Source organism: Gilliamella sp. B3482 (genome assembly GCF_026536805.1).
Classification (GTDB): Bacteria; Pseudomonadota; Gammaproteobacteria; order Enterobacterales; family Orbaceae; genus Gilliamella; species Gilliamella apicola_E.
Genome location: NZ_JAFNNL010000005.1, coordinates 110836 through 132278 on the forward strand (window position 1 = coordinate 110836; position 21443 = coordinate 132278).

The 21443-nt window shown below is 35.7% G+C and carries 21 protein-coding genes and 3 tRNA genes; 17 read left to right on the top strand and 7 right to left on the bottom strand.

What is annotated here, in order from left to right; translation table 11 throughout:
• Positions 1-54: 54 nt before the first annotated feature.
• A tRNA-Phe gene (locus tag J3U18_RS09265) sits at positions 55-130 on the bottom strand.
• A 159-nt stretch (positions 131-289) separates the two neighbouring features.
• On the opposite strand from J3U18_RS09265, the gene J3U18_RS09270 reads away from it, so the two are divergent.
• From J3U18_RS09270 to groL, 3 genes are all read left to right on the top strand, one after another.
• Entirely contained in the window at positions 290-724 is a 435-nt protein-coding gene (locus J3U18_RS09270) for an FxsA family protein (RefSeq protein ID WP_065562752.1), read from the top strand.
• A 148-nt stretch (positions 725-872) separates the two neighbouring features.
• Positions 873-1166 carry a co-chaperone GroES gene (locus tag J3U18_RS09275; RefSeq protein WP_034915350.1) on the top strand — a complete coding sequence of 98 codons (294 nt, stop codon included), beginning with the start codon at positions 873-875 and terminating at the stop codon, positions 1164-1166.
• A 46-nt stretch (positions 1167-1212) separates the two neighbouring features.
• Positions 1213-2859, top strand: coding sequence for a chaperonin GroEL (gene groL / locus J3U18_RS09280; RefSeq protein ID WP_065562751.1), 1647 nt, complete (start codon positions 1213-1215; stop codon positions 2857-2859).
• Between the two features lie 85 nt (positions 2860-2944).
• On the opposite strand, the gene J3U18_RS09285 is transcribed toward groL, so the two are convergent.
• The 3 genes from J3U18_RS09285 to J3U18_RS09295 are packed head-to-tail and all read right to left on the bottom strand — an operon-like array spanning position 2945 to position 5364.
• On the bottom strand, positions 2945-3517 hold the full coding sequence (locus J3U18_RS09285; RefSeq protein WP_065562750.1) for a manganese efflux pump MntP family protein: 573 nt from the start codon (positions 3515-3517) through the stop codon (positions 2945-2947).
• A gap of 46 nt (positions 3518-3563) precedes the next feature.
• Complete coding sequence (locus tag J3U18_RS09290) at positions 3564-4172, bottom strand: hypothetical protein (protein WP_267353774.1); 609 nt, start codon at positions 4170-4172, stop codon at positions 3564-3566.
• Positions 4173-4185: 13 nt separating this feature from the next.
• Positions 4186-5364: a bifunctional tRNA (adenosine(37)-C2)-methyltransferase TrmG/ribosomal RNA large subunit methyltransferase RlmN gene (locus tag J3U18_RS09295; RefSeq protein ID WP_267353775.1), complete on the bottom strand. Its 1179-nt coding sequence runs from the start codon at positions 5362-5364 to the stop codon at positions 4186-4188.
• A gap of 100 nt (positions 5365-5464) precedes the next feature.
• On the opposite strand from J3U18_RS09295, the gene J3U18_RS09300 reads away from it, so the two are divergent.
• Entirely contained in the window at positions 5465-6211 is a 747-nt protein-coding gene (locus tag J3U18_RS09300) for a M15 family metallopeptidase (protein WP_081299501.1), read from the top strand.
• On the opposite strand, the gene J3U18_RS09305 is transcribed toward J3U18_RS09300, so the two are convergent.
• Entirely contained in the window at positions 6208-7509 is a 1302-nt protein-coding gene (locus tag J3U18_RS09305) for an ATP-binding protein (protein WP_065562747.1), read from the bottom strand. The two genes, J3U18_RS09300 and J3U18_RS09305, sit on opposite strands and share 4 nt — an antisense overlap.
• Before the next feature lie 12 nt (positions 7510-7521).
• Positions 7522-8202: a response regulator transcription factor gene (locus J3U18_RS09310; protein ID WP_065562775.1), complete on the bottom strand. Its 681-nt coding sequence runs from the start codon at positions 8200-8202 to the stop codon at positions 7522-7524.
• 375 nt (positions 8203-8577) lie between these two features.
• Here J3U18_RS09310 and J3U18_RS09315 point away from each other — a divergent pair, with 375 nt between their 5' ends.
• The 13 genes from J3U18_RS09315 (at position 8578) to asd (ending at position 20160) form a co-directional block, all read left to right on the top strand.
• Entirely contained in the window at positions 8578-9867 is a 1290-nt protein-coding gene (locus J3U18_RS09315; RefSeq protein ID WP_267353776.1) for a serine dehydratase subunit alpha family protein, read from the top strand.
• A gap of 124 nt (positions 9868-9991) precedes the next feature.
• A tRNA-His gene (locus tag J3U18_RS09320) sits at positions 9992-10067 on the top strand.
• A gap of 25 nt (positions 10068-10092) precedes the next feature.
• A tRNA-Pro gene (locus J3U18_RS09325) sits at positions 10093-10169 on the top strand.
• Positions 10170-10487: 318 nt separating this feature from the next.
• The gene (locus tag J3U18_RS09330) at positions 10488-11210 is read left to right on the top strand and encodes a GntR family transcriptional regulator (RefSeq protein ID WP_267330806.1); all 723 of its coding nucleotides are present in this window, start codon (positions 10488-10490) and stop codon (positions 11208-11210) included.
• Entirely contained in the window at positions 11207-11890 is a 684-nt protein-coding gene (locus J3U18_RS09335) for a GntR family transcriptional regulator (RefSeq protein WP_267353777.1), read from the top strand. Before J3U18_RS09330 ends, J3U18_RS09335 begins: the two co-directional genes overlap by 4 nt.
• An 11-nt stretch (positions 11891-11901) precedes the next feature.
• On the top strand, positions 11902-12369 hold the full coding sequence (locus J3U18_RS09340) for a PTS sugar transporter subunit IIB (protein ID WP_267353779.1): 468 nt from the start codon (positions 11902-11904) through the stop codon (positions 12367-12369).
• Between the two features lie 14 nt (positions 12370-12383).
• A complete protein-coding gene (locus J3U18_RS09345) occupies positions 12384-13214 on the top strand; it encodes a PTS mannose/fructose/sorbose/N-acetylgalactosamine transporter subunit IIC (RefSeq protein WP_220225430.1) in 831 nt (276 codons plus the stop codon).
• Complete coding sequence (locus tag J3U18_RS09350; protein ID WP_065562742.1) at positions 13195-14019, top strand: PTS system mannose/fructose/sorbose family transporter subunit IID; 825 nt, start codon at positions 13195-13197, stop codon at positions 14017-14019. Before J3U18_RS09345 ends, J3U18_RS09350 begins: the two co-directional genes overlap by 20 nt.
• A gap of 10 nt (positions 14020-14029) precedes the next feature.
• Entirely contained in the window at positions 14030-15115 is a 1086-nt protein-coding gene (locus J3U18_RS09355) for an SIS domain-containing protein (RefSeq protein ID WP_267353780.1), read from the top strand.
• Positions 15112-16110: an SIS domain-containing protein gene (locus J3U18_RS09360; protein ID WP_065562740.1), complete on the top strand. Its 999-nt coding sequence runs from the start codon at positions 15112-15114 to the stop codon at positions 16108-16110. Before J3U18_RS09355 ends, J3U18_RS09360 begins: the two co-directional genes overlap by 4 nt.
• An 11-nt stretch (positions 16111-16121) precedes the next feature.
• Positions 16122-16553, top strand: a complete 432-nt coding sequence (locus tag J3U18_RS09365; protein ID WP_065733663.1) for a PTS sugar transporter subunit IIA — start codon at positions 16122-16124, stop codon at positions 16551-16553.
• Positions 16554-16699: 146 nt separating this feature from the next.
• Positions 16700-18781 carry a prolyl oligopeptidase family serine peptidase gene (locus J3U18_RS09370; protein WP_267353782.1) on the top strand — a complete coding sequence of 694 codons (2082 nt, stop codon included), beginning with the start codon at positions 16700-16702 and terminating at the stop codon, positions 18779-18781.
• Between the two features lie 275 nt (positions 18782-19056).
• Entirely contained in the window at positions 19057-20160 is a 1104-nt protein-coding gene (gene asd, locus J3U18_RS09375; protein WP_267332215.1) for an aspartate-semialdehyde dehydrogenase, read from the top strand.
• A gap of 45 nt (positions 20161-20205) precedes the next feature.
• Here asd and J3U18_RS09380 read toward each other — a convergent pair whose 3' ends face one another.
• A complete protein-coding gene (locus tag J3U18_RS09380) occupies positions 20206-21438 on the bottom strand; it encodes an ROK family protein (protein ID WP_065562736.1) in 1233 nt (410 codons plus the stop codon).
• Between the last annotated feature and the right edge of the window lie 5 nt (positions 21439-21443).

Below are 21443 nucleotides of genomic sequence, written 5' to 3' on the forward strand. Positions count from 1 at the left end.
GCGGAATTTCAGACACAAAAAAACCAGCTTTCGCTGGTGTTCCTTTTTCGTAATTGGTGCCCGGACGCGGAATCGAACCACGGACACGGGGATTTTCAATCCCCTGCTCTACCGACTGAGCTATCCGGGCAACAATGGAGGTGTATTAAACACGATTCCCGATTATCAGTCAATCCCTTTTGTAAGATATTTTGAAAAATATATGTCGTTTGGTTGAAATTTAACTAGTTATTACTATATTAGTAACTTATTATGACATAATATCACTCTATACTTAGAGGAATTTTATATGCGAGTCTTTGGATTTATTGTTTTTTTTATTTATGCTTATTTGGAACTTAGCTTCTTTATAAAAGTTGCTGATTCAATAGGTGTTTTTCTTGCTTTAATTGGCATTATTGCCACTTCGATTATTGGGTTTTCTTTAATTAAAAAGCAGGGTTTAAATAACCTAAGTATTATGCAACAAAAAATCGCTAATAATCAAAGCCCTAAAGATGAAATTATTAAGAGTGTGTCCTTACTCTTTGCGGGTTTTTTATTGCTAATTCCTGGTTTTTTAACCGATATGCTTGGCGGGATTTTGTTAATTCCACGCGTTCAAGATTATATTGTTCGCTTTATTGTTAAAAAATTTCCTTTCAAAGTTCGTTCATTTTCTTCTAGCAACAATGCGCAACTTAATGATGTAATTGAGGGTGAATTTGAGCGTAAAGATGACTAATAATTAATCAATTAAAAAATTTTTTAATGTTATTCTCTTGAAGAATTTAAAACAACCCCCATTTAATGTTCACTATATTATATAGATCATAATTTTATGATTTATTGTTAATAATTATTTAATTTATATTAGTGCTAGGAGATAACTAATGAAAATTCGTCCATTGCATGATCGTGTGATCATTAAACGCAAAGAAGTAGAGTCAAAATCAGCTGGCGGTATTGTTTTAACAGGCTCAGCTGCGGGTAAATCAACACGTGGTGAAGTTTTAGCTGTTGGTAATGGTCGCATTTTAGAAAATGGTCAAGTTCAACCACTAGATGTAAAAGTTGGTGATATCGTTATTTTCAATGAAGGATATGGCGTTAAAACAGAAAAAATTGATAACGAAGAAGTGCTTATCTTATCTGAAAGCGATATTTTAGCCATTGTTCAAGCGTAATTGGCAAATAATTTAATTTATAGACAGAATTTAGGAGAAATACAAAATGGCAGCTAAAGATGTAAAATTTGGTAATGACGCTCGCGTTAAAATGCTTAAAGGCGTCAATGTATTAGCTGATGCAGTTAAAGTCACTTTAGGTCCAAAAGGACGTAACGTAGTATTAGATAAATCATTTGGTGCACCAACCATTACTAAAGACGGTGTGTCAGTTGCTCGTGAAATCGAATTAGAAGATAAATTCGAAAACATGGGTGCACAAATGGTTAAAGAAGTGGCTTCAAAAGCAAACGATGCCGCTGGTGACGGTACAACTACCGCAACAGTACTTGCTCAAGCTATTGTTAATGAAGGTTTAAAAGCGGTTGCTGCGGGCATGAATCCAATGGATTTAAAACGTGGTATCGATAAAGCAGTTGTTGCAGCAGTTGAAGAGCTTAAAAAATTATCTTCACCATGTGCTGATTCTAAAGCGATTGCTCAAGTAGGTACAATCTCTGCTAACTCAGATGAAACTGTTGGTACTTTAATTGCTCAAGCAATGGAAAAAGTGGGTAAAGAAGGTGTTATCACTGTTGAAGATGGTACTGGTTTACAAGACGAGCTTGATGTTGTTGAAGGTATGCAATTTGATCGTGGTTATTTATCACCATATTTCATCAATAAACCAGAAACAGCTACTGTTGAATTAGATAGCCCATATATTTTATTAGCTGATAAAAAAATCTCTAACATCCGTGAATTATTACCAGTATTAGAAGCAGTTGCTAAAGCAGGTAAATCACTACTAATCATTGCTGAAGATGTTGAAGGCGAAGCATTAGCAACTTTAGTTGTGAACACTATGCGTGGTATTGTTAAAGTTGCCGCAGTTAAAGCACCTGGCTTTGGTGACCGTCGTAAAGCAATGTTACAAGATATCGCTATTTTAACAGCTGGTACTGTAATTTCAGAAGAAATTGGTTTAGAGCTTGAAAAAGCAACTTTAGAAGATCTAGGTCAAGCTAAACGTGTTGTTATCAATAAAGACAATACCACTATCATTGATGGTGTTGGTGAAGAGTCTTTAATCAGTGCACGTGTTGAACAAATTCGTAAACAAATCGAAGAATCAACTTCTGATTACGATAAAGAAAAACTTCAAGAACGTGTAGCTAAATTAGCTGGTGGTGTTGCAGTAATTAAAGTTGGTGCAGCAACTGAAGTTGAAATGAAAGAGAAAAAAGCACGTGTAGAAGATGCATTACATGCAACTCGTGCAGCTGTTGAAGAAGGTGTGGTTGCCGGTGGTGGTGTTGCGTTAGTTCGTGCTGCATCTGCAATTTTAGACCTTAAAGGTGCAAACGAAGATCAAAACGTTGGTATTAAAGTTGCCCTTCGTGCAATGGAAGCGCCATTACGTCAAATCGTGACTAACTGTGGTGAAGAAGCATCAGTTGTTGTTAACGCAGTTAAAGGTGGTAAAGGTAACTATGGTTACAATGCTTCAACTGAAGAGTACGGCGATATGATCGCAATGGGTATCTTAGATCCAACTAAAGTAACTCGTAGCGCATTACAATATGCTGCATCTGTTGCTGGTCTTATGATCACAACTGAATGTATGGTTACTGATCTACCTAAAGATGATAAAGCTGATTTAGGTGCTGCTGCAGGTATGGGCGGCATGGGTGGAATGGGCGGAATGATGTAATTCTGCTGTTTCTCCTAATAAAAACCACTCCGTTATGTGAGTGGTTTTTTTATACCTAGCGATTGATTATATAAAATATTCAAAATTAACTTGTTAAGTGCTGGTAAAGTGTTATTGAACCAATGATGATAAGAACTATACCGCCAATAAATGATGCTTTTTTCCCAATTAAACAACCAATTTTTTTACCTAGCAATAACCCAAGGGTAACCATAATACAAGTCGCTAACCCGATCATTGTTGAAGCGAAGTAGATGTTGACACTAGCAAGGGCTAATCCAACACCAATTGCAAAAGCATCAATACTAGTTGAAATAGCCGTAAGGACTAATATTAGAAATGATTTTGAGGAGAGGGGTTTTTGGTCGTCATTTTCATCGTTTTCTTCTTTAAAACTATGATAAATCATATTAAGACCTAACAGAAGCATGACGGCAAAAATGATCCAATGATCCCAGTTTTCAATATATTGAAGTGCAATATAGCCAATAAACCAGCCTAGTATAGGGGTAATAGCTTCGATAAAGCCAAATAAAACGCCTACTTTTAATGCACCGAAAAAGGGTGTTGATTTAAGCGAAACGCCACGACAAACCGCTACCGCAAATGCATCAGTCGACATGGCTAATGCTAATAATAAAATAGCCCAAAAACTCATGATATTTACTCTTGCTTCTAATGATTTTTATTTTAATTTTTATAATTTATTTTTTTGATATTAAAAATAGATAATTAGCTATCTTTTTATCGCCTTTGTTTTTATAAAATTCTGCTGTTTTTATTACATTATTTCGGCGGTTTGAATCATATTCAAAAAGTTGTTTGAACATAAGGTCTGCCGTTTTTGTATCTCCATTTTGAATCGCACAATAACCATATTGCTCATAGGTATCGGCTTTCCAGCGGTGTCGATCAAATTGTAGGCTTTTGCTAAATTGTTCTTTGGCTTCTTGATAACGATTCCTGCCACATAAAAAGGAGCCATAATGGACATGAAATAAGCCATTACCAGGTTGCATTAATGTAATACGTTTGTAGATCATTTCTGCTTCATTATATTCACCAACATGCTGATCAAACATTGCCATTGCCAGCATCACTTGTGGATTATTGGGTGAATACTGAGCGGCTAATTTTAGATTATAATGTGCAGCTTTAACATTATCCTCGGATTCATTGGCTTTAGCTAAGTAGCCTAACCCCAATCGCATTCTAGCGATTGCCGCTGCTTCAGGATCAAATTCTTCACGAGTATTTGTTTGACAGCCAGCTAGTATTAACATACTAATTAATGCAATTAATACGCCTTTCATCCACAACTCCTTTTTATTGTTGAATAAGGTTTTGTTTCTTATACAGTGTGCGTTTAGTACGATCAACCACTTCTCCAGCAAGTTGCCCGCAAGCCGCATCAATATCATCACCGCGTGTTTTACGAACAATAACCGTAAATCCATAACCCATTAATGTTTTCATAAAGCGATCAATTCGAGTATTTGAACAACGAGAATAAGGTGCTCCAGGGAATGGATTCCATGGAATTAAATTGATCTTACTAGGCACATTTTTTAAGAATTTTGCCAGTTCATGCGCATGTTCAACACTATCATTGATTTGATTGAGTAAAACATATTCAATTGTCACCTTACCGTGATTAGCATTTGATGTTGATAGATAACGTAAAATTGAATCACGTAGCATTGCCATATTATATTTTTGGTTAATTGGCATTATTTCACTTCGGATTTCATCATTTGGTGCATGAAGTGAAATAGCTAAAGCAACATCAATCATTCCTGCCAATTTATCTAATGCCGGTACTACGCCAGAGGTTGAAAGTGTGACCCGTCTTTTTGATAAACCATAACCAAAATCATCTAACATGATTTCCATTGCTGGTGCAACATTAGATAAATTAAGTAAAGGTTCACCCATACCCATCATAACAACATTCGTGATAGGCCGATCGGCTAATTTGCCTGTGACACCAATCGCATTTGATGCTTGCCAAACCTGGCCAATAATTTCAGAAACGGTTAAATTGCGATTAAAACCTTGCTGGGCAGTTGAACAGAATTTACATTCAAGCGCACAACCCACTTGTGATGATACGCACAAAGTTGCTCGATCACGTTCAGGGATATAAACCGATTCAATCATCTGATTATTACCCACATCTAACGCCCATTTAATGGTACCATCCGATGATCGCTGTTCAAGAGCAATTTTAGGTGCTTTAATTTCAGCTAATCTTTTTAGTTGTTCACGGAGCTTTTTGTTGATGTCGGTCATCAGATCAAAATCATCTATCCCAAAATGATAGATCCATTTCATCACTTGATCAGCTCTAAATGGTTTTTCCCCTAAGGAAATAAAAAACTCTCTTAACTGTTGTCTAGTGAAGTTAAGCAAGTTAATTTTTTCATTGGTTGGGGTTGTGGTGTTTTGATTGGTTGTCACATCTGAACAATCGCCAGACGATTTTTGTGTAGCTGGTGTTAACATATTGCCTCGTTTTTACACATTATGGCTATTTCAATTTTTAGGGAAAGGATTATACTGTTTTTCACCTTATCTGGCTAATATAATATTAATTACAATTTGAATGATGAAAAAAATAATAAAAACAATTGCCAATTTTACTCAAACTTTAACTCTACTTTTATGTTCAACATTTGCTATGGCACAATCAATTCCATTAAATAAACTTACAGGCCAATTTGATGAGAAAAAAGACAGCGATTTTATTGCTCTGGATTCAACAATATTACCAGTAAATAAAAAAGGCATGTATCTTCAAAAAGAGCCCACTCAGCAGCTAATTAAAGCTTATAACGATTTTAAAAAATCTTATCCAGATATTCCGTTTATAGTTGTGAGTGCAACACGTAATTACACGTATCAAAATGGCATTTGGCAACGTAAATGGGACGCCTTATTACCTAAGTTAAAAGTGCCACAAAAAATTGCCGAAGAAATTTTAAAATTATCTTCAATGCCTGGCACATCAAGGCATCATTGGGGAACAGATATTGATATTACCAGCGTGTCATCTGAATATTTTAAAAATGATAAAAAGGGTATTATTTTGTATCAATGGCTTCGTGAAAACTTACCAAAATATGGTTTTTGCCAGCCATTTAATGAAGGAAGAAAGGGTGGATATTTACCAGAAGAGTGGCACTGGTCTTATAAACCAATTGCAAAGCAATATATAGCTGAATATAAGGCGATACTTGAAACTAATCCACAAACGATTATGAAAAATTTGAATTTTACTGGTTATGATAAAATTACACTTGAAAGCCTTGTGAAAGAGTATGTTTTAACTGTTAATTCAGAATGTTATTAGTGCTTTCGCCAATAAGGTAGTTTTATTGTTACCACTAAACCACCGCCATCTCGATTATTAGCTTGAATAGTACCGTTATGCATAATAACGGTCTTTCTTGCAATCGCCAAGCCTAGTCCATAGCCTTTACCTAATTGTGCTGATTGAATACGGACAAAAGGTTCAAAAATGCTTGATAATTTACTTGAATCTACACCAGGACCGCGATCTTTAACCTCTATTTGTAAATATTTTCCAGCTTCTTTTAACGATACTTCAACAGTCTGACCGGCTTTAGAGAAGCGGATAGCATTACGAATAATATTTTCAATCGCTCGTCGTATTTGTTCTGAATTACCTTTAACAATAGAATGTGAAATCGATGATATGCTAAATACTACTTCAATAGATTGATGATTTGCTTCATAGTTAGCATCATTAACAACAACACCAATTAACTCTTTTAAGTCAAAATATTCATCGGTTCGATTATTCATTTCTGCGCGTGAATAATTCAAAATTTCACCTATTAATTGATCTAGGCGTTCCGACTCTAACTCAATCCTAGCTAATGAAGTATCTATGTTTTGTTTATTTTGCTGTGCAAGGCCGATGGCAAGCTGCAAACGGGCCAGTGGCGTTCTAAGTTCGTGTGAAACATCATGGAGTAGTGCTTGGCGATCAGAAATTAAGATATTGAGCTGTTCAACCATCATGTCAAAATCTTTACCTAATTCGCTAAGTTCATCACGACGAGGTTTTAATTTTTTGAATAGGCGGACAGAAAGATCGCCTTGAGAAACTCTAAAAAACCCTTGCCTTAATAACTTCATTGGTCTGGTTAAGTTCCATGCTAAAAATAGGCTGAATACTAACCCAACACATATCCCCATTAGTACAATGGGAGTTGGCATATTGAATAAAGTTTTCCTATTATTGCTATGATCTGTTTTATCGTCTTTAAATGATACCGAGTAAAGTGTTCCGTCTGGCGCAACCGCCATCCTTTGATATAAATAACTGGTTGATTCTAATTCATCTGTGATGATATTGACTTGATCATTTTGAGGAGAGACCAATTTTATCGACAATAAAACTCGCTCACGTTCGGGGAGATGTGCGATAAAATTGAGAGTCTCATCTTCACCAGCAACATGTAGTAATTGTGCAATCATATCCACTTTAGTTGGCATATGATTTAAGAATCGTTGATTTTTATTCTCTATATAATAAGAGAAAGCAATCCAAGTTAATTGGAAAGTAAGATAAAAGATTATCCAAAAGATAATCAGAATTTTCCAAAATAATCGACGATTCATGTCAAACCTACATTAACGAATACGGTAACCAACGGCTCTTATCGTTTCAATGGTTACATCATTTTGTGCGACTTGATGTAATTTTTGGCGAATATTACTGATATGGACATCTACACTACGGTCATAAAGCTCTCGTGCACGACCAAGCCCAATTTCAGATAATTCTTCTTTAGTTACCACTCGCTCACTATGTTTCACAAGTAAAACTAATAAGTTAAATTCGGTAGACGTTAAATCAATAGGTTGACCATTCCAAGTGCATAATCGCTGAGGAATATCTAAGGTTAAACCATTAAAGTGATATTTTTTATCATCGACTAATTCAACCGAACGTTCATCAAAACGACGTAAAACCGCTCGTAATCTAGCTAATAATTCACGTGGATAACATGGTTTTGGAATGTAATCATCAGCACCTAATTCTAACCCTAACACGCGATCAATATTATCACCTTTAGCCGTTAGCATAATTACTGGCATATTACATTGTTGACGAATGCTTTTAAGGACATCAATTCCATTAATATCAGGTAACATTACATCTAAAATTGCTACACGGTATTTACCTGAAAGCGCTTCATCAATACCATCTTTACCCAAATAAACACTTTTAATATTAAAACCTTCATTGGTTAAATATTCGCTAAGCATTTGTGATAATTCTACATCATCATCAATTAATAAAATATTTATCATACGTCGCCATTATTATTTAATTTTAGATAGTTACATTATTGCAATAATAAAAAAAAAGTCAGGTGGATTTACTAAAATATTACATATTTTGAACTATTCCTGATTAATTTATTTACTATGCAACTAAGTATAGAAATTTAGATTTACTCTATTTTTATAGTGTATATTTCAATCAAAAAACGATTGAATAAGGAACTGTTAGTAGTGATGTAATTTATTAATAAAAGCTATGTTTCATTAATATTTTTTAACTAACTTGTTATGTAATATGTGAGCAGTACATTCAGTTTTCAAGTTAAATAGAATAAAATAGTCGCATTATTTATAAATTGAAGGTTTCAGTACTTATTGTTAGCTATATGGAGATAATAAATGGAACTAACTTGGCAACAATTAATTCAATTGGTGAAACACGAAGTTTTACCGGCTCTTGGTTGTACTGAGCCTATCTCGCTTGCTTTGGCTGCTGCTGTTGCAGCTAAATATATTGATAAAAATAATATTAATCGTATTGAGGCTTTTGTTTCGCCAAATTTAATGAAAAACGGCATGGGCGTTACTGTTCCAGGTACCGGTATGGTTGGATTACCTATTGCCGCAGCAATTGGGGCAATAGGTGGCGATGCTCAAGCTGGCCTTGAAGTATTAAAAAATATTAAACCAAAACAAATTACTCAGGCTAAAACACTAATTAGTGAACATAAAGTTAATGTACAAATTGCTGATAATAATACTGCTATTTATTCTGAAGCCAATATTTATACGAATACCGATCATGTTAGGGTATGCATCGAAAACTCACATACTAACGTAATTCTGATCGAAAAAAATGGTGAAACTATTTTAAAAGCAGATAAAAAAACGCAAAGTGAATCTAAACAAGAGTCGATCATAAATCATATGTCAGTCAAACAGATATATGAGTTTGCAATGCAAGCTAATTTTGATGATATCGAATTTATTTTACATTCCGCAGAATTAAATAATGCTTTATCACAAGAAGGATTAAGACGAGAATATGGTCTAAGTATTGCTACAACATTGTATGAACAAACAAAAACAGGATTGTTAGCAGATGACTTGCTGTCCAAAGTGATGATACGTACCGCAGCAGCCTCCGATGCTCGAATGGGTGGGGCAACTTTACCCGCAATGAGTAACTCCGGTTCAGGTAATCAGGGGATAACAGCAACGATGCCGGTAGTTGTTGTCGCCGATTATTTAAATGCGACGCCAGAGCAATTAGCTAGAGCATTAATTTTATCTCATACTATTGCGATCTATATACATAGCAAATTCCCACCTTTATCAGCACTTTGTGCAGCATCAACGGCGGCAATGGGAGCTGCTGCTGGTATGGCATGGTTGCTTGGAAAAGGGCAATATGAGCCAGTAGATATGGCTATATGCAATATGGTTGGTGATTTGTCTGGAATAATATGTGATGGTGCATCAAATAGTTGTGCAATGAAAGTGTCAACATCAGTTTCATCTGGATTTAAAGCTGTATTGATGGCTTTAAATCGGATTCGAGTAACCGGTAATGAAGGTATTGTTTGTGATAGTGTTGAAACGACCATTAATAATCTAGGGGCGATTGCAAGTAATAGTATGAAAGCATTGGATACTCAGATAATTGATATTATGTCGCATAAAGTCTAATGTTATCCCTGATGGTAAAAGAATAGACTTTAAGCGCTTTTAATATAACCAATTAGCATTATTTTTAAAAAATATACTGGACAATATTATTTTTTATGCGTAATATTTCGTCCTACTTCATATGGTGGCTATAGCTCAGTTGGTAGAGCCCTGGATTGTGATTCCAGTTGTCGTGGGTTCGAATCCCATTAGCCACCCCATTTATGCAAAGTATGAAACATCTAGCGGCGAGTAGCGCAGCTTGGTAGCGCAACTGGTTTGGGACCAGTGGGTCGGAGGTTCGAATCCTCTCTCGCCGACCAATTTATATAAAAAAGCCTGCTCATTGAGTAGGCTTTTTTATTATCCGCTTTATCGCTTGTATTCTCAGCAATAGCATATAAACAGTTGCTTTATAGTGTTTATTTAACGCATTATCTGCTGCTATTTTACCCCACTGTCAACCCTAATTAATATTCATTTAATTGATTTTATTAAATTTCTCATAAAATTTGTGATCTCCCTTACACTTTTGGTACTTAAAATTGACAACATGTATTTTTTTATCTATTTTTTGAACTATATTATGTGATTTAAGATATATCTGTGAATTAAAAAAGCCCAGTAATGGAGAGTGATCTTTGGAATACCGAGATATTGCGTCTAAAACCGATGTAGAAGAACAAATAAGAGCAAATCCTAAAATTATTACGGAAAAATCGACTGAGCGAGGACTTGCGGAATTTTTTAAGGTAAGCCGAACAACTGTCAGGAAAGCCTTGCATGATTTAGCTATGGAAAGTTATATGTTTCAAACAGATAACTACAGCCCGGAACACAATGTTTTTGAAATCAATATGCTAAAAATGTCTTCGTTTAGTGAAGAGATCCAAAAAGAAGAAAATGTTCAAATTGAAATAAAAGTATTGTCCAATCAAATTATAAAGATGCCTGCACAATTGCGTACCTTTTTCGGATCTAACCAGCAACTAATTAGAATTATCAGACAACGTCTCTTGGGGAAAATACCGCTTTCTTATGAAATCAATTATCTCCCTTCAGAAAAATTTACCGATTTAGAAAAACAGGACTTAAATAACATTTCGCTCTATGAATACCTTAAAGAGCATTATCATTTTACACCAAGCCATGGACGGGAAGAGATCACCTACGAAGCGGCGACCGAAGATAAAGCAGAGTATTTAGCTATTGCCGAAGGAACACCTATCTATAAAGTATCAAGTTATAGTTACGATAATAATTTCCAACCATTTGAATATACTGAACAATATTTGATTGGTAACCGATTTCGATATCACTTATCGGCCAAAAATATCTTCAATTATGAGGAAAAACATAAATGAAGCTATTTGAAAAAATTGCCGCTCAATTACTCGAGCAGATAAATACCGGACGATATGGCGTTGGTGCTGAGTTACCACCCGAAGGGCAATTGCAAAAAGATTATAATGTAAGTCGAACAACTGTCCGTAAAGCAATAGATCGATTAGTTGATCAAAATATGGTGGTTAGGAAAAAAGGAGTTGGTCTGTTTGTTGCGCCAACGCTCTCGACCCAAAATATTTTAGAGATGACAGGTATCATAAAACCATACATCTACCCCAATCACAAAAAAGTAATCAAAGAAGCTTACTTAAGACAAGCAGGTGCATATTACAGTCAATTACTAAAAATAAAACCGGCTGAACTGATCTATTACATTAGCTTCCTTGAAGTGGCAAAAAACAGTATTACGAAAGAGATTTTTGTCCTGCCATTAAATAACTTTCCCGATTTTCAAATTTCAATTATCAAAGTGTTATCTGCGCTCGAAATCATCAATTCAGGCAAGAAAAAAGTCGATAAATTAGAACAAGATTTGCAACTGACTGTGGCCAACTCCGAGCTCGCTAAACAACTTCGAATCCAGATTAACGACCCATTATTTAAAATTTCTAATCACTATTTTGATACTAATAGCGAACCAATTGCTCTCGAGTATAAGTTTGCTAGTAATACCAAATATGTGGTCGATTTCACTTAGGAGGTACACCAATGATTAAATTGTTACGCGTTGATCATCGCTTATTGCATGGTCAAGTTGTTGTTTCATGGTTCGAAAGTATGGATGCAAACACGATTTTAGTTGCTAATGATGTTGTAGCCAACGACGAACTACGTAAATCTGCGATTCGTTTGGCTAAGCCAGAGCATGCAAAATTAGTGATGAAATCAATTGATGACAGTATTGAGGCGATAAACTCAGGCGCAACTGATAAATATCAAATGCTGATAGTCGTTGAATCAGTAGCAGATGCTGAAAAATTAATCCGTGGCACGCAAGGTAAAATAACCAGCCTTAATTTAGGTGGTACTAAACCACGTGAAGGCACAAAAAACTACTCTAAAACCATCAATTTAACCGATCTTGAAGCAGATTTACTGACCAAATTGCAACACGACGGTATTGATATCTACATTCAGCAAATTCCAAGTGAATCAAAGCAGAAATTTGAGAAATAGTTGAGAGGTACAAAATGAGTATCGAATTAACCGCATTACTGTTAGCTTTGATTGCGATGTTAGCAAATGGTGAATACTTTTTAGGTTCATCAATGTTATCCAGACCGTTAGTGACTTGTACCTTAGCAGGTTTAGTCATGGGTGATATCACACAAGGCATTATAATTGGGGCAACGTTAGAATTAGCGTTTGTCGGATCATTTTCAATCGGTGCATCCATTCCACCGGAAATAATTTCCGGCAGTGTTTTAGGTACCGCTTTTGCCATTGGCGCTGGGAAAAGTACCGAAATCGCCTTAGCACTGGGCATTCCAATTGCATCACTGGTTTTATTAGTCAAAAATTTATGTTTTCTTTTTATTCTTCCTTACTTTGTTCACAAAGCCGATAAATACGCCAGCGAAGGCAACGGCAAAGGTATGGATCGAATGAATATACTCGGTGGTTTCTTTTCAATCAATCTGCCAATTGGTTTAGTGGTTGGATTCTCCTACTTATTCGGTAGTTCAGCGGTCAATGGCTTATTAGAAATGATTCCTCGCTTTATTATCGATGGTTTAGGTATTGCCACCGGCTTATTACCGGCGTTCGGTTTTGCTATGTTAATGAAAATTATGATTAAAAAAACCAATGTCACCTTTTTTGTTCTTGGCTTTGCTTTAGCCGTTTATATGAAAGTGCCTGTTACTGGCGTGGCCATTTTTGGTGCCTGCCTAGCACTTATTTTGACCGGTTACTCCTCATTTAATGGAAAAAAAGGCGTAACAGAGCAAGACAGTCAGAAGCTAACAACTGGCAACGTTTTAGGTGCACAGGAGATCGATTATGAAAACGAAGAATTCTAAATTAATAACCAATAAAGAATTAACCCGAACTTTTTGGCGCTCTTTCACCGCTGAATGGTCATGGAATTATGAACGGCAAATGAACTTAGGCTATGCCTATGCCATGCGCCCGGCTTTAGATAAAATTTATAGTGATAATCAAGTTGACCTTACCGATGCCTATCAACGCCACTTAGAATTTTATAATGTTACCCCTTGGCTAATTACTTTCCCTTTAGGCATCTGTATTGCTATGGAAGAACAGAATGCCACCGATAGTGAATTTGATAAAAGTTCGATTAATGATGTCAAAATTGCGTTAATGGGGCCGTTGAGTGGTTTAGGTGACTCTTTTTTCTGGGGGACATTACGTGTTATTGCCACCGGCATTGGCACCTCTTTAGCGCTGGAAGGCAATATTTTAGGTCCATTGTTATTCCTGCTTATCTTTAATGTGCCGGCGATTTTAGCACGATATTTTGGCTTATTAATTGGCTATAACATTGGCGCGTCCTTTATTGAAAAAGTGCAAAAAACGGGCTTAATGGATAAATTGTCCTATGGTGCTTCAGTACTCGGGCTCTGTGTGGTCGGGGCAATGGTTGCCACCATGGTGACACTCAATATGCCATTGAAAATAGGTACCGGTGATGATTCGGCATCCTTACAAGATATTTTTGACGGCATTGTGCCACAGATCCTACCGTTACTCTTTACGCTATTTATGTTTGTATTGGTGAGAAAAGGCGTTAAAGCACATTGGATCCTTCTACTTATCGCCGCCATTGGTATTTTCGGTGCCTGGACTGGGTTATTAGGAAGTTAAGGAATTAACAATGAAAAGTATTGCTGATTATGTCGCATTAGAGCCGAAATATTATCAAGCTGTTTTAGATAATTATAAGGCGTTATTTGCCGATCATATCGATTTAAGTCAAATAAAACAGCTTAATGCCATTGTCATTTTCGCCACTGGCTCCAGTGCTAATGCTGCTTATGGTGCAAGACCAATAATGAGCGAACTGTTGAAGATTCCTGTCTATATTGAAGATCCTTCAATGGCGGCCAATTACCTGCACTATAACGATCCAAATACACTCTATTTTGCCATTTCACAAGGTGGAGAGAGTTATTCAACCATTTATTTAGTTGAGGAATTTATTCACCATAACAAGACGATATATAGCCTGACCAGCAATCCACAAAGTCCTTTGTATCAAGTTAGCAATCACGTTTTATCTATGGGGATGCCGATTGAAGAAATGCCTTATGTCAGTGCCGGTTATAGTATCACTATTTTAGATTTGATCTTAATTAGCCTCATTATTGGGCAAAAAACCGAAACCATTAATCAAGCCAAATTTGATGACTATATGAATCAGATTAAAACGATTACCCAATTATTACCACAAGTCATTGAGCGTTCACAAGCTTGGGTTAATCGCCTTGAAGATCAATATACTCTAGCTCAACGGGTAATATTGATCGGTTACGGTGCTACCTACGGAGTTGCAAGGGAAGGAGAAACTAAATTTACCGAAACCGTACGCAACACTGCGTTGGGTAAAGAGCTCGAAGAGTATATGCATGGCCCTTATCTGGGTTTGCATAGCGATGATCAAATCATTTTTATTGAACCGCAAGGAAGACTGGCGCAAAGAGCCGATTCCTTAAAACAATTCTTAAATCAGTATGTGAAAAATGTTGTAACAATTTATGCACATCAACAAGGCAACCGAACACAAAATGACTTATGTCTAGGTATCAGTTGTGATGAGCGATTAACTTCGCTGTTTATGACAATTCCTATTCACTTACTTAGCTATCAAGTATCACAGTTAAAAGGTCACAATCTGGAAAAATCAACATATCCGGAATTTGATGAAATTACTAAATCTAAAATTAAGAGGATTAGAGCATGAGAAAATACGATGAAAAAAAAGAACTCGACAGCATGAATGGCGCATTAGCACTTCGTCCACAAATCAATGAATTTATCGATAAAATTCACTCCCGTGGTTACAGTAATGTGTGCTGGTTAGGTATTGGCGGAACTTACGCTTCATCGATGCAAGCAGTTGTCCATATGAAAGAAAAATCAGCCATTGAAACCTTTATTCAACATGCAGCGGAATATCTGGTGACCGGCAATAAGCGTATAACCAAAGACACCTTAATTATCATCTCATCTGTTACAGGCTCAACCCAAGAGGTCGTTGAGGCTATTAATAAAATTCAACAAGATGTGGGTGCAACAGTTTTAGCCTTTTTAGATAAAGCCGATTCACCATTAGGTAAAATGGCGCACCATGTGATTTCTTACCCAATGAATGAGCAATTGAAATTCTTTATGGCCGCTGATCGCTTAATGTATTTGGCGGGCGAATACCCTGATTATGATGAATTTTATCAACAAATGGATCAACATTTTGCTAAAAATATCGTCGAAGTGGCGAAAAAAGCTGATGCATTCGGGCAAGAAGTCGCATTGAAACATCATAACGATGCTATGCACTATTTTGTCGGCGCTGGCAACCAATGGGGTGCAACTTATTCTCATGCGATGTGCTACTGGGAAGAGCAACACTGGCTACGTTCAAAATCGATCGAGTCTGCTGAATTTTTCCATGGCACATTAGAAGTGATTGACCGTGATACAGCTGTAACTGTTTATGTTGGTGAAGATAGTCAACGTCCATTAAGTGAAAGAGTGGCAAAATTCTTACCACAAATTTGTGGTAACTACACCATTATTGATACCAAAGACTATCCATTACCGGGTATATCAGAAAAATATCGTGGTCATTTATCACCGTTTGTGTTTAGAACGATAAATAACCGAATTGATGCTTACGTTGAACACTTAAATCGGCACCCAATGACTATTCGTCGCTACTATCGTTGCTTGGATTATTAAGGAGAGCAACAATGGTTGCGGTATTAATCAGTACTCATGGACCTACTGCTCAAAGTCTGATCGTAAGTGCCGAGATGATTTGTGGTAAACAAACCTTATGTGAAGCAGTGCCCTTTTTAATGGGGCAATCGTTAGATGAGTTTCAACAGCAGATTGAAAATCATTTAGCAAGCTTTGCTCAACAAGGTGAGGCAATATTGTGTTTGGTGGATTTAAAAGGCGGAACCCCTTTTAACACACTAACCAGATTAATGGCCAATTATCCAAATCTAGAAATTGTTACTGGGGTGAATATACCCATGTTATTGGCAACATTTATGCTAAGAACACAAATGGCGCTAGATGATTTACTATCAGAACTAATGCAAACAGCTCAACAAAGTATTGAGCACTATAATATGGTGTCAATGACGTCATCAATAATAGAAGATGAAGAGTTTTAAGCTGGTCAGATAAATAATCAATTAATTTAACTTTAATAAGGCAAATATATTTTTAACTCAAATAAAATTATATTTGCTTTTATTCATTACTAGTTATACCTTTTTATCTAAGCCTTGAATTATATAGAATTAATAGGTAGGTAAATTTGACTATATCTAAAGAGAAAACATTTATCATAATATTGATTCTCTTGTTAAGTAGTATTTGTTGCTGTTGTACAACTAATAATGAATTAACGTTAAAAAAAATCGAAGCGAACGATAAATACCGTTGGATGGAAAATCAGCCACAGTTAATCAGTAATTGGTTATTATCTGAGTCTGAACGAACCGTCAACATACTAGATGCATTACCATGGTCAAAAACTGTCAGTAAACGATTTAATCAATTAACTGATTTTGGTTCTGAACCTAGAATTTCTGATATTCAATATGTAGGCGATAATTGTTTTTATTTCAAACAAACAGCAGATTATCCGTATAATCGCCTTTTTGTTAGAGATCGCTACAATAATGAAAAATTGTTGATAGATCCTCCTATTGGCTATGGTATATATGATTTTTATCCTTCACGTGATGGGCAATATATTGCTTATAGTATTTATGAAAATGGTGCTGAGATATCATCAATAAAAATTATCAATGTAAAAACTAAATCACATCTTAATGATCATATAACAGGCATATCGGATCCAAGCATTATTTGGTCAAATGATAATTTATCTTTTTTTTATAAAAGAAATGATAAATATCAACAAAATAGCCCAAAATCGGGCACAGAAGAGTTATATTTGCACCATCTAAATACTAAGACAAAAGATGATGTCTTAATCTTTAGTAAAAATCAAATAACTGGTTATGACCCCGTTACCGATCAAAATATAGCCTTATCTTTTTCTAGTAATTGGGCTATTGCGTCTATCTCATCTTCTATATCTGGTTATAGTATCGATTTATACCTTAAACATTATGATAATCTTAATAATACTAAAGTTCACTGGCAAAAAATCATCGATAGAAAACAAAAAGTTACCAATTTTATTCTAAAAGGTGATTGGTTATATTTAGCTAAATACAATGCTTTGTCTGGTTATACTATTTCGCGTGTGAATTTGAATAAGAATAGCCAATTAGAAGAAAAAATTATGGAATGGCAAAATGGAGATTTGACCCAATTTGCAGCAAGTAAAGATGCTATTTACTTAGCTTATCATGAGTCAGAAACACCCAAGTTTGTTGCTATTCCTTTTACTGACCCTCATCATGTTAAATTGATTTCTCTTACAAATAGTGAAGAAATAACCGCCATTTTTAGTGATACTGATCGCAAAGAAATATTATTTACTGCTCAAAATTGGACTGTTCCCCCGAAAATATTTACCTATAACCCCGATAATGGCTCAATTCAAGATTCAAAAATGATTAATCCCAGTGCTTTTTCGTTTGCAAACTATGAGGCTGAACAACAATGGGTAAAATCAAACGATGGAACACTTGTTCCTATGACGATTATTCATCCTAAAGGGATCAAATATGATGGTACAGCTCCTACATGGTTAACTACCTATGGTGCATATGGTGTAAGTCAGCGCGCTTTTTTTGATGCTACACGTTTAATTTGGCTTGAAAGAGGTGGAATAATTGCAATTGCTCACGTTCGAGGAGGTGGAGAATTAGGCGAAGGTTGGCATATTGGCGGTAGCTTAGCTAATAAACAAAACTCAGTTGATGACTTTATAACATGCGCACAATATTTAATTAATCATAATATTACTCAACCATCTAAGCTAGTTATCAGCGGTGAGAGTGCTGGTGGTATTATAATTGGAATGGCATTAGCTAAACATCCTGAACTTTTTGCTGCGGCATCCATTAATGTGGGTATGTTAAATATGAGTCGATTAGATAAAATCGCCATTGGTAAAGCAAACTTTGCTGAGTTTGGCTCGCCATTAAACTTAAAACAGTTAAAGGATTTATCTAAAATAGATGCTTATTTAAATTTAAAAGATTATGTTACGTATCCACCGGTTATGATTTCGGTAGGTTTGAAAGATGAACGTGTAGCACCATGGCAAAGTGCTAAATTTATCGCTCGTCTTAATGAGATAAACCATACCCAAAAACAGCAGGTATTAGTTGTAGCAGATCAATATGAAGGGCATTTTTTTGATAATTTTCTAAATACAGTCGAGTTTTTTATTTGGAAAACCACGCCAACACCATAATTAAAAAATAGTTAATATTAGAGTTAATATTATTTATGACAATCCTCATCATCAAATAAGTCATTTGGGTGTACTTATCATCGTGAAAAATTATCTGGAAAAGGAATATCAATAAAAACTAGCCAGCAATTTAAATAACGATAGTTTTATATAATTCGCTATTATCTTTTAATACTCTTAAAAAATAATTCTTATCTCACTTGTTTTATGGTGATATTTTGTTTTAATAGTCAATAAAGATTTCTTTATATAACATCTACCGTTGGAAATAAAATATGAAAAATGTTGGTTTTGTTGGTTGGCGTGGAATGGTTGGTTCCGTCCTTATGCAACGTATGGTTGAAGAGCATGATTTTGATTATATCAATCCTGTTTTCTTTTCTACTTCTCAAGCTGGTCAAGCTGCCCCTACCTTTGGTGGTAAAACAGGAACATTACAAAGTGCCGATAATATTGATGCTTTGAAAGCATTAGATATTATAGTGACTTGCCAAGGTGGTGATTATACTTCTGAAATTTATAAAAAATTGCGTGCAACTGGCTGGCAAGGTTACTGGATTGATGCGGCATCAACATTGAGAATGGAAGATGAAGCAATCATTGTTCTTGATCCAGTCAATAAAGCTAATATTCATGCAGCTTTAGATAAAGGTATCAAAACCTTTGTTGGTGGTAACTGTACTGTAAGTTTAATGTTAATGTCGCTTGGTGGATTGTTTGCTGAAAACTTAGTTGATTGGGTATCAGTATCAACTTATCAAGCTGCTTCAGGTGGCGGTGCGCGTCATATGCGTGAATTGCTTACCCAAATGGGCATGTTAAACGCCGAAGTAGCTAAAGAGCTACAAGACCCTAATTCTTCGATCTTAGATATTGAACGGAAAGTGACGCAAAAAATGCGTGATGGTAGTTTACCAACAGATAATTTTGGTGTGCCATTAGCGGGTAGTTTAATCCCTTGGATTGATAAAGCTCTTGATAATGGTCAAAGTAAAGAAGAATGGAAAGGCCAGGCTGAAACGAATAAGATTTTAGGTACTAGCCAAATTATTCCTGTTGATGGACTTTGCGTGCGTATTGGTGCATTACGTTGCCATAGTCAATCATTTACCATCAAACTCAAAAAAGACATCAGTGTGCCAGAAGTTGAAAAACTACTTGCTGCGCATAATGATTGGGTTAAAGTTATACCTAACGATCGTGATTTATCAATGCGTGAGCTGACTCCAGCAGCTGTTACTGGCACATTAACTACGCCAGTTGGACGTTTACGTAAACTTAATATGGGTAAAGACTATTTATCAGCCTTTACTGTTGGCGACCAGTTATTATGGGGAGCTGCCGAACCATTAAGAAGGATGCTTCGCATCTTAGCTTAATCAAAAAAAAGCCCGGTTACCGGGCTTTTTTGTGATATATGCACATTATAATGTAATGTTGTTTTCTAACAATGTCATTAATAATGAACCATTAAATAACGCTTGTTGTATCAATGCAAATGCGCCAATTGCTGAACGGTCATTAAGCGATGAACAATTGATAGTAAGATTTTTTCTCAACTCTTCTAAACTTTGTGCGTTTAACGCGCTGTTTACCGCATTTAACAACACTTCTGATGATTTAGTTAATTCACCCGCTAACACAATTCGTTGTGGATTAAAAATATTCACCATCATAGCAACAGCACGACCAAGATTTTCACCAGCATCTTTGACTAACTTAATTGCCAGCTCATCGCCTTGATTAGCATATTTACAAATAGTGGAAATATTACAGTTATCTAAACTTAATTTAGTTGGATAACCTTGCTCAATCATCTGTTTAGCTCGAAACTCGATTGCTTTATTAACTACACGATTTTCCAAACAGCCAAAATTTCCACAATGGCAACGCTCTCCTAACGCATCGATTTGGATGTGTCCAACTTCACAAGCACTTTGATTATGGTTTGTTAATAGTTGCTGATTGACAATTACACCGGACCCCACACCGCGATGTACACGAATCAAAATTGAGTCATCAACATCTTGAGTTGAGCCAAAATAACTTTCGGCTAAAGCTAAACTTTGAATATCATTGCCAATAAAAATCGAAATGTTAAATTTATTACGAAGAACGTCTGCTAGAGGCCAAGCTTTAACTTGAATATGAGGTGTATAACGAATAATCCCGCGAACAGAGTCAATCAAACCTGGTAATACCACTGATATAGCAACAAGATGTTTTATTTTTTTGCTATTTTGCTCTATGAACTGTTCAATTAATGCAATTAAATATTCTTCAGCTGATTCTTGGGTAAACGAGGTTAATGGATAAACTTCAGATACTAAACAGTTAGCACCAAGATCATATAGTTCAATGGTAACATGGGAACGACTTAATTGAATGGCAATAGTCTGATAGTAACCAAATTTTGCTTGTATTGACACAGCCGGACGCCCACCAGTTGATTGCTGTGCATCAACTTCTTTGATTAAATTTTTTTTAATAAGTTGGCGAGTAATTTTGGTTATACTGGCTGGTGCTAATTGACTAATTTCGGCGAGTTGTATCCGTGAAACTGGGGCTTGCTGAACAATCAAACGGTAAATCATAGCGTAATTTAATTGTTTGATTAGCTCAGCATTGCCAACTAGGTGTAGATAATTAAAGGTCATATTTT

Coding starts and splice junctions, on each gene's coding strand:
- groL (WP_065562751.1), top strand. CDS start 1,213: ATGGCAGCTAAAGATGTAAAATTTGGTAATGACGCTCGCGTTAAAATG.
- J3U18_RS09335 (WP_267353777.1), top strand. CDS start 11,207: ATGAAGCTATTTGAAAAAATTGCCGCTCAATTACTCGAGCAGATAAAT.
- J3U18_RS09275 (WP_034915350.1), top strand. CDS start 873: ATGAAAATTCGTCCATTGCATGATCGTGTGATCATTAAACGCAAAGAA.
- J3U18_RS09315 (WP_267353776.1), top strand. CDS start 8,578: ATGGAACTAACTTGGCAACAATTAATTCAATTGGTGAAACACGAAGTT.
- J3U18_RS09295 (WP_267353775.1), bottom strand. CDS start 5,364: ATGTTAACACCAGCTACACAAAAATCGTCTGGCGATTGTTCAGATGTG.
- J3U18_RS09360 (WP_065562740.1), top strand. CDS start 15,112: ATGAGAAAATACGATGAAAAAAAAGAACTCGACAGCATGAATGGCGCA.
- J3U18_RS09340 (WP_267353779.1), top strand. CDS start 11,902: ATGATTAAATTGTTACGCGTTGATCATCGCTTATTGCATGGTCAAGTT.
- asd (WP_267332215.1), top strand. CDS start 19,057: ATGAAAAATGTTGGTTTTGTTGGTTGGCGTGGAATGGTTGGTTCCGTC.
- J3U18_RS09350 (WP_065562742.1), top strand. CDS start 13,195: ATGAAAACGAAGAATTCTAAATTAATAACCAATAAAGAATTAACCCGA.
- J3U18_RS09365 (WP_065733663.1), top strand. CDS start 16,122: ATGGTTGCGGTATTAATCAGTACTCATGGACCTACTGCTCAAAGTCTG.
- J3U18_RS09300 (WP_081299501.1), top strand. CDS start 5,465: ATGATGAAAAAAATAATAAAAACAATTGCCAATTTTACTCAAACTTTA.
- J3U18_RS09270 (WP_065562752.1), top strand. CDS start 290: ATGCGAGTCTTTGGATTTATTGTTTTTTTTATTTATGCTTATTTGGAA.
- J3U18_RS09305 (WP_065562747.1), bottom strand. CDS start 7,509: ATGAATCGTCGATTATTTTGGAAAATTCTGATTATCTTTTGGATAATC.
- J3U18_RS09345 (WP_220225430.1), top strand. CDS start 12,384: ATGAGTATCGAATTAACCGCATTACTGTTAGCTTTGATTGCGATGTTA.
- J3U18_RS09355 (WP_267353780.1), top strand. CDS start 14,030: ATGAAAAGTATTGCTGATTATGTCGCATTAGAGCCGAAATATTATCAA.
- J3U18_RS09285 (WP_065562750.1), bottom strand. CDS start 3,517: ATGAGTTTTTGGGCTATTTTATTATTAGCATTAGCCATGTCGACTGAT.
- J3U18_RS09290 (WP_267353774.1), bottom strand. CDS start 4,172: ATGAAAGGCGTATTAATTGCATTAATTAGTATGTTAATACTAGCTGGC.
- J3U18_RS09380 (WP_065562736.1), bottom strand. CDS start 21,438: ATGACCTTTAATTATCTACACCTAGTTGGCAATGCTGAGCTAATCAAA.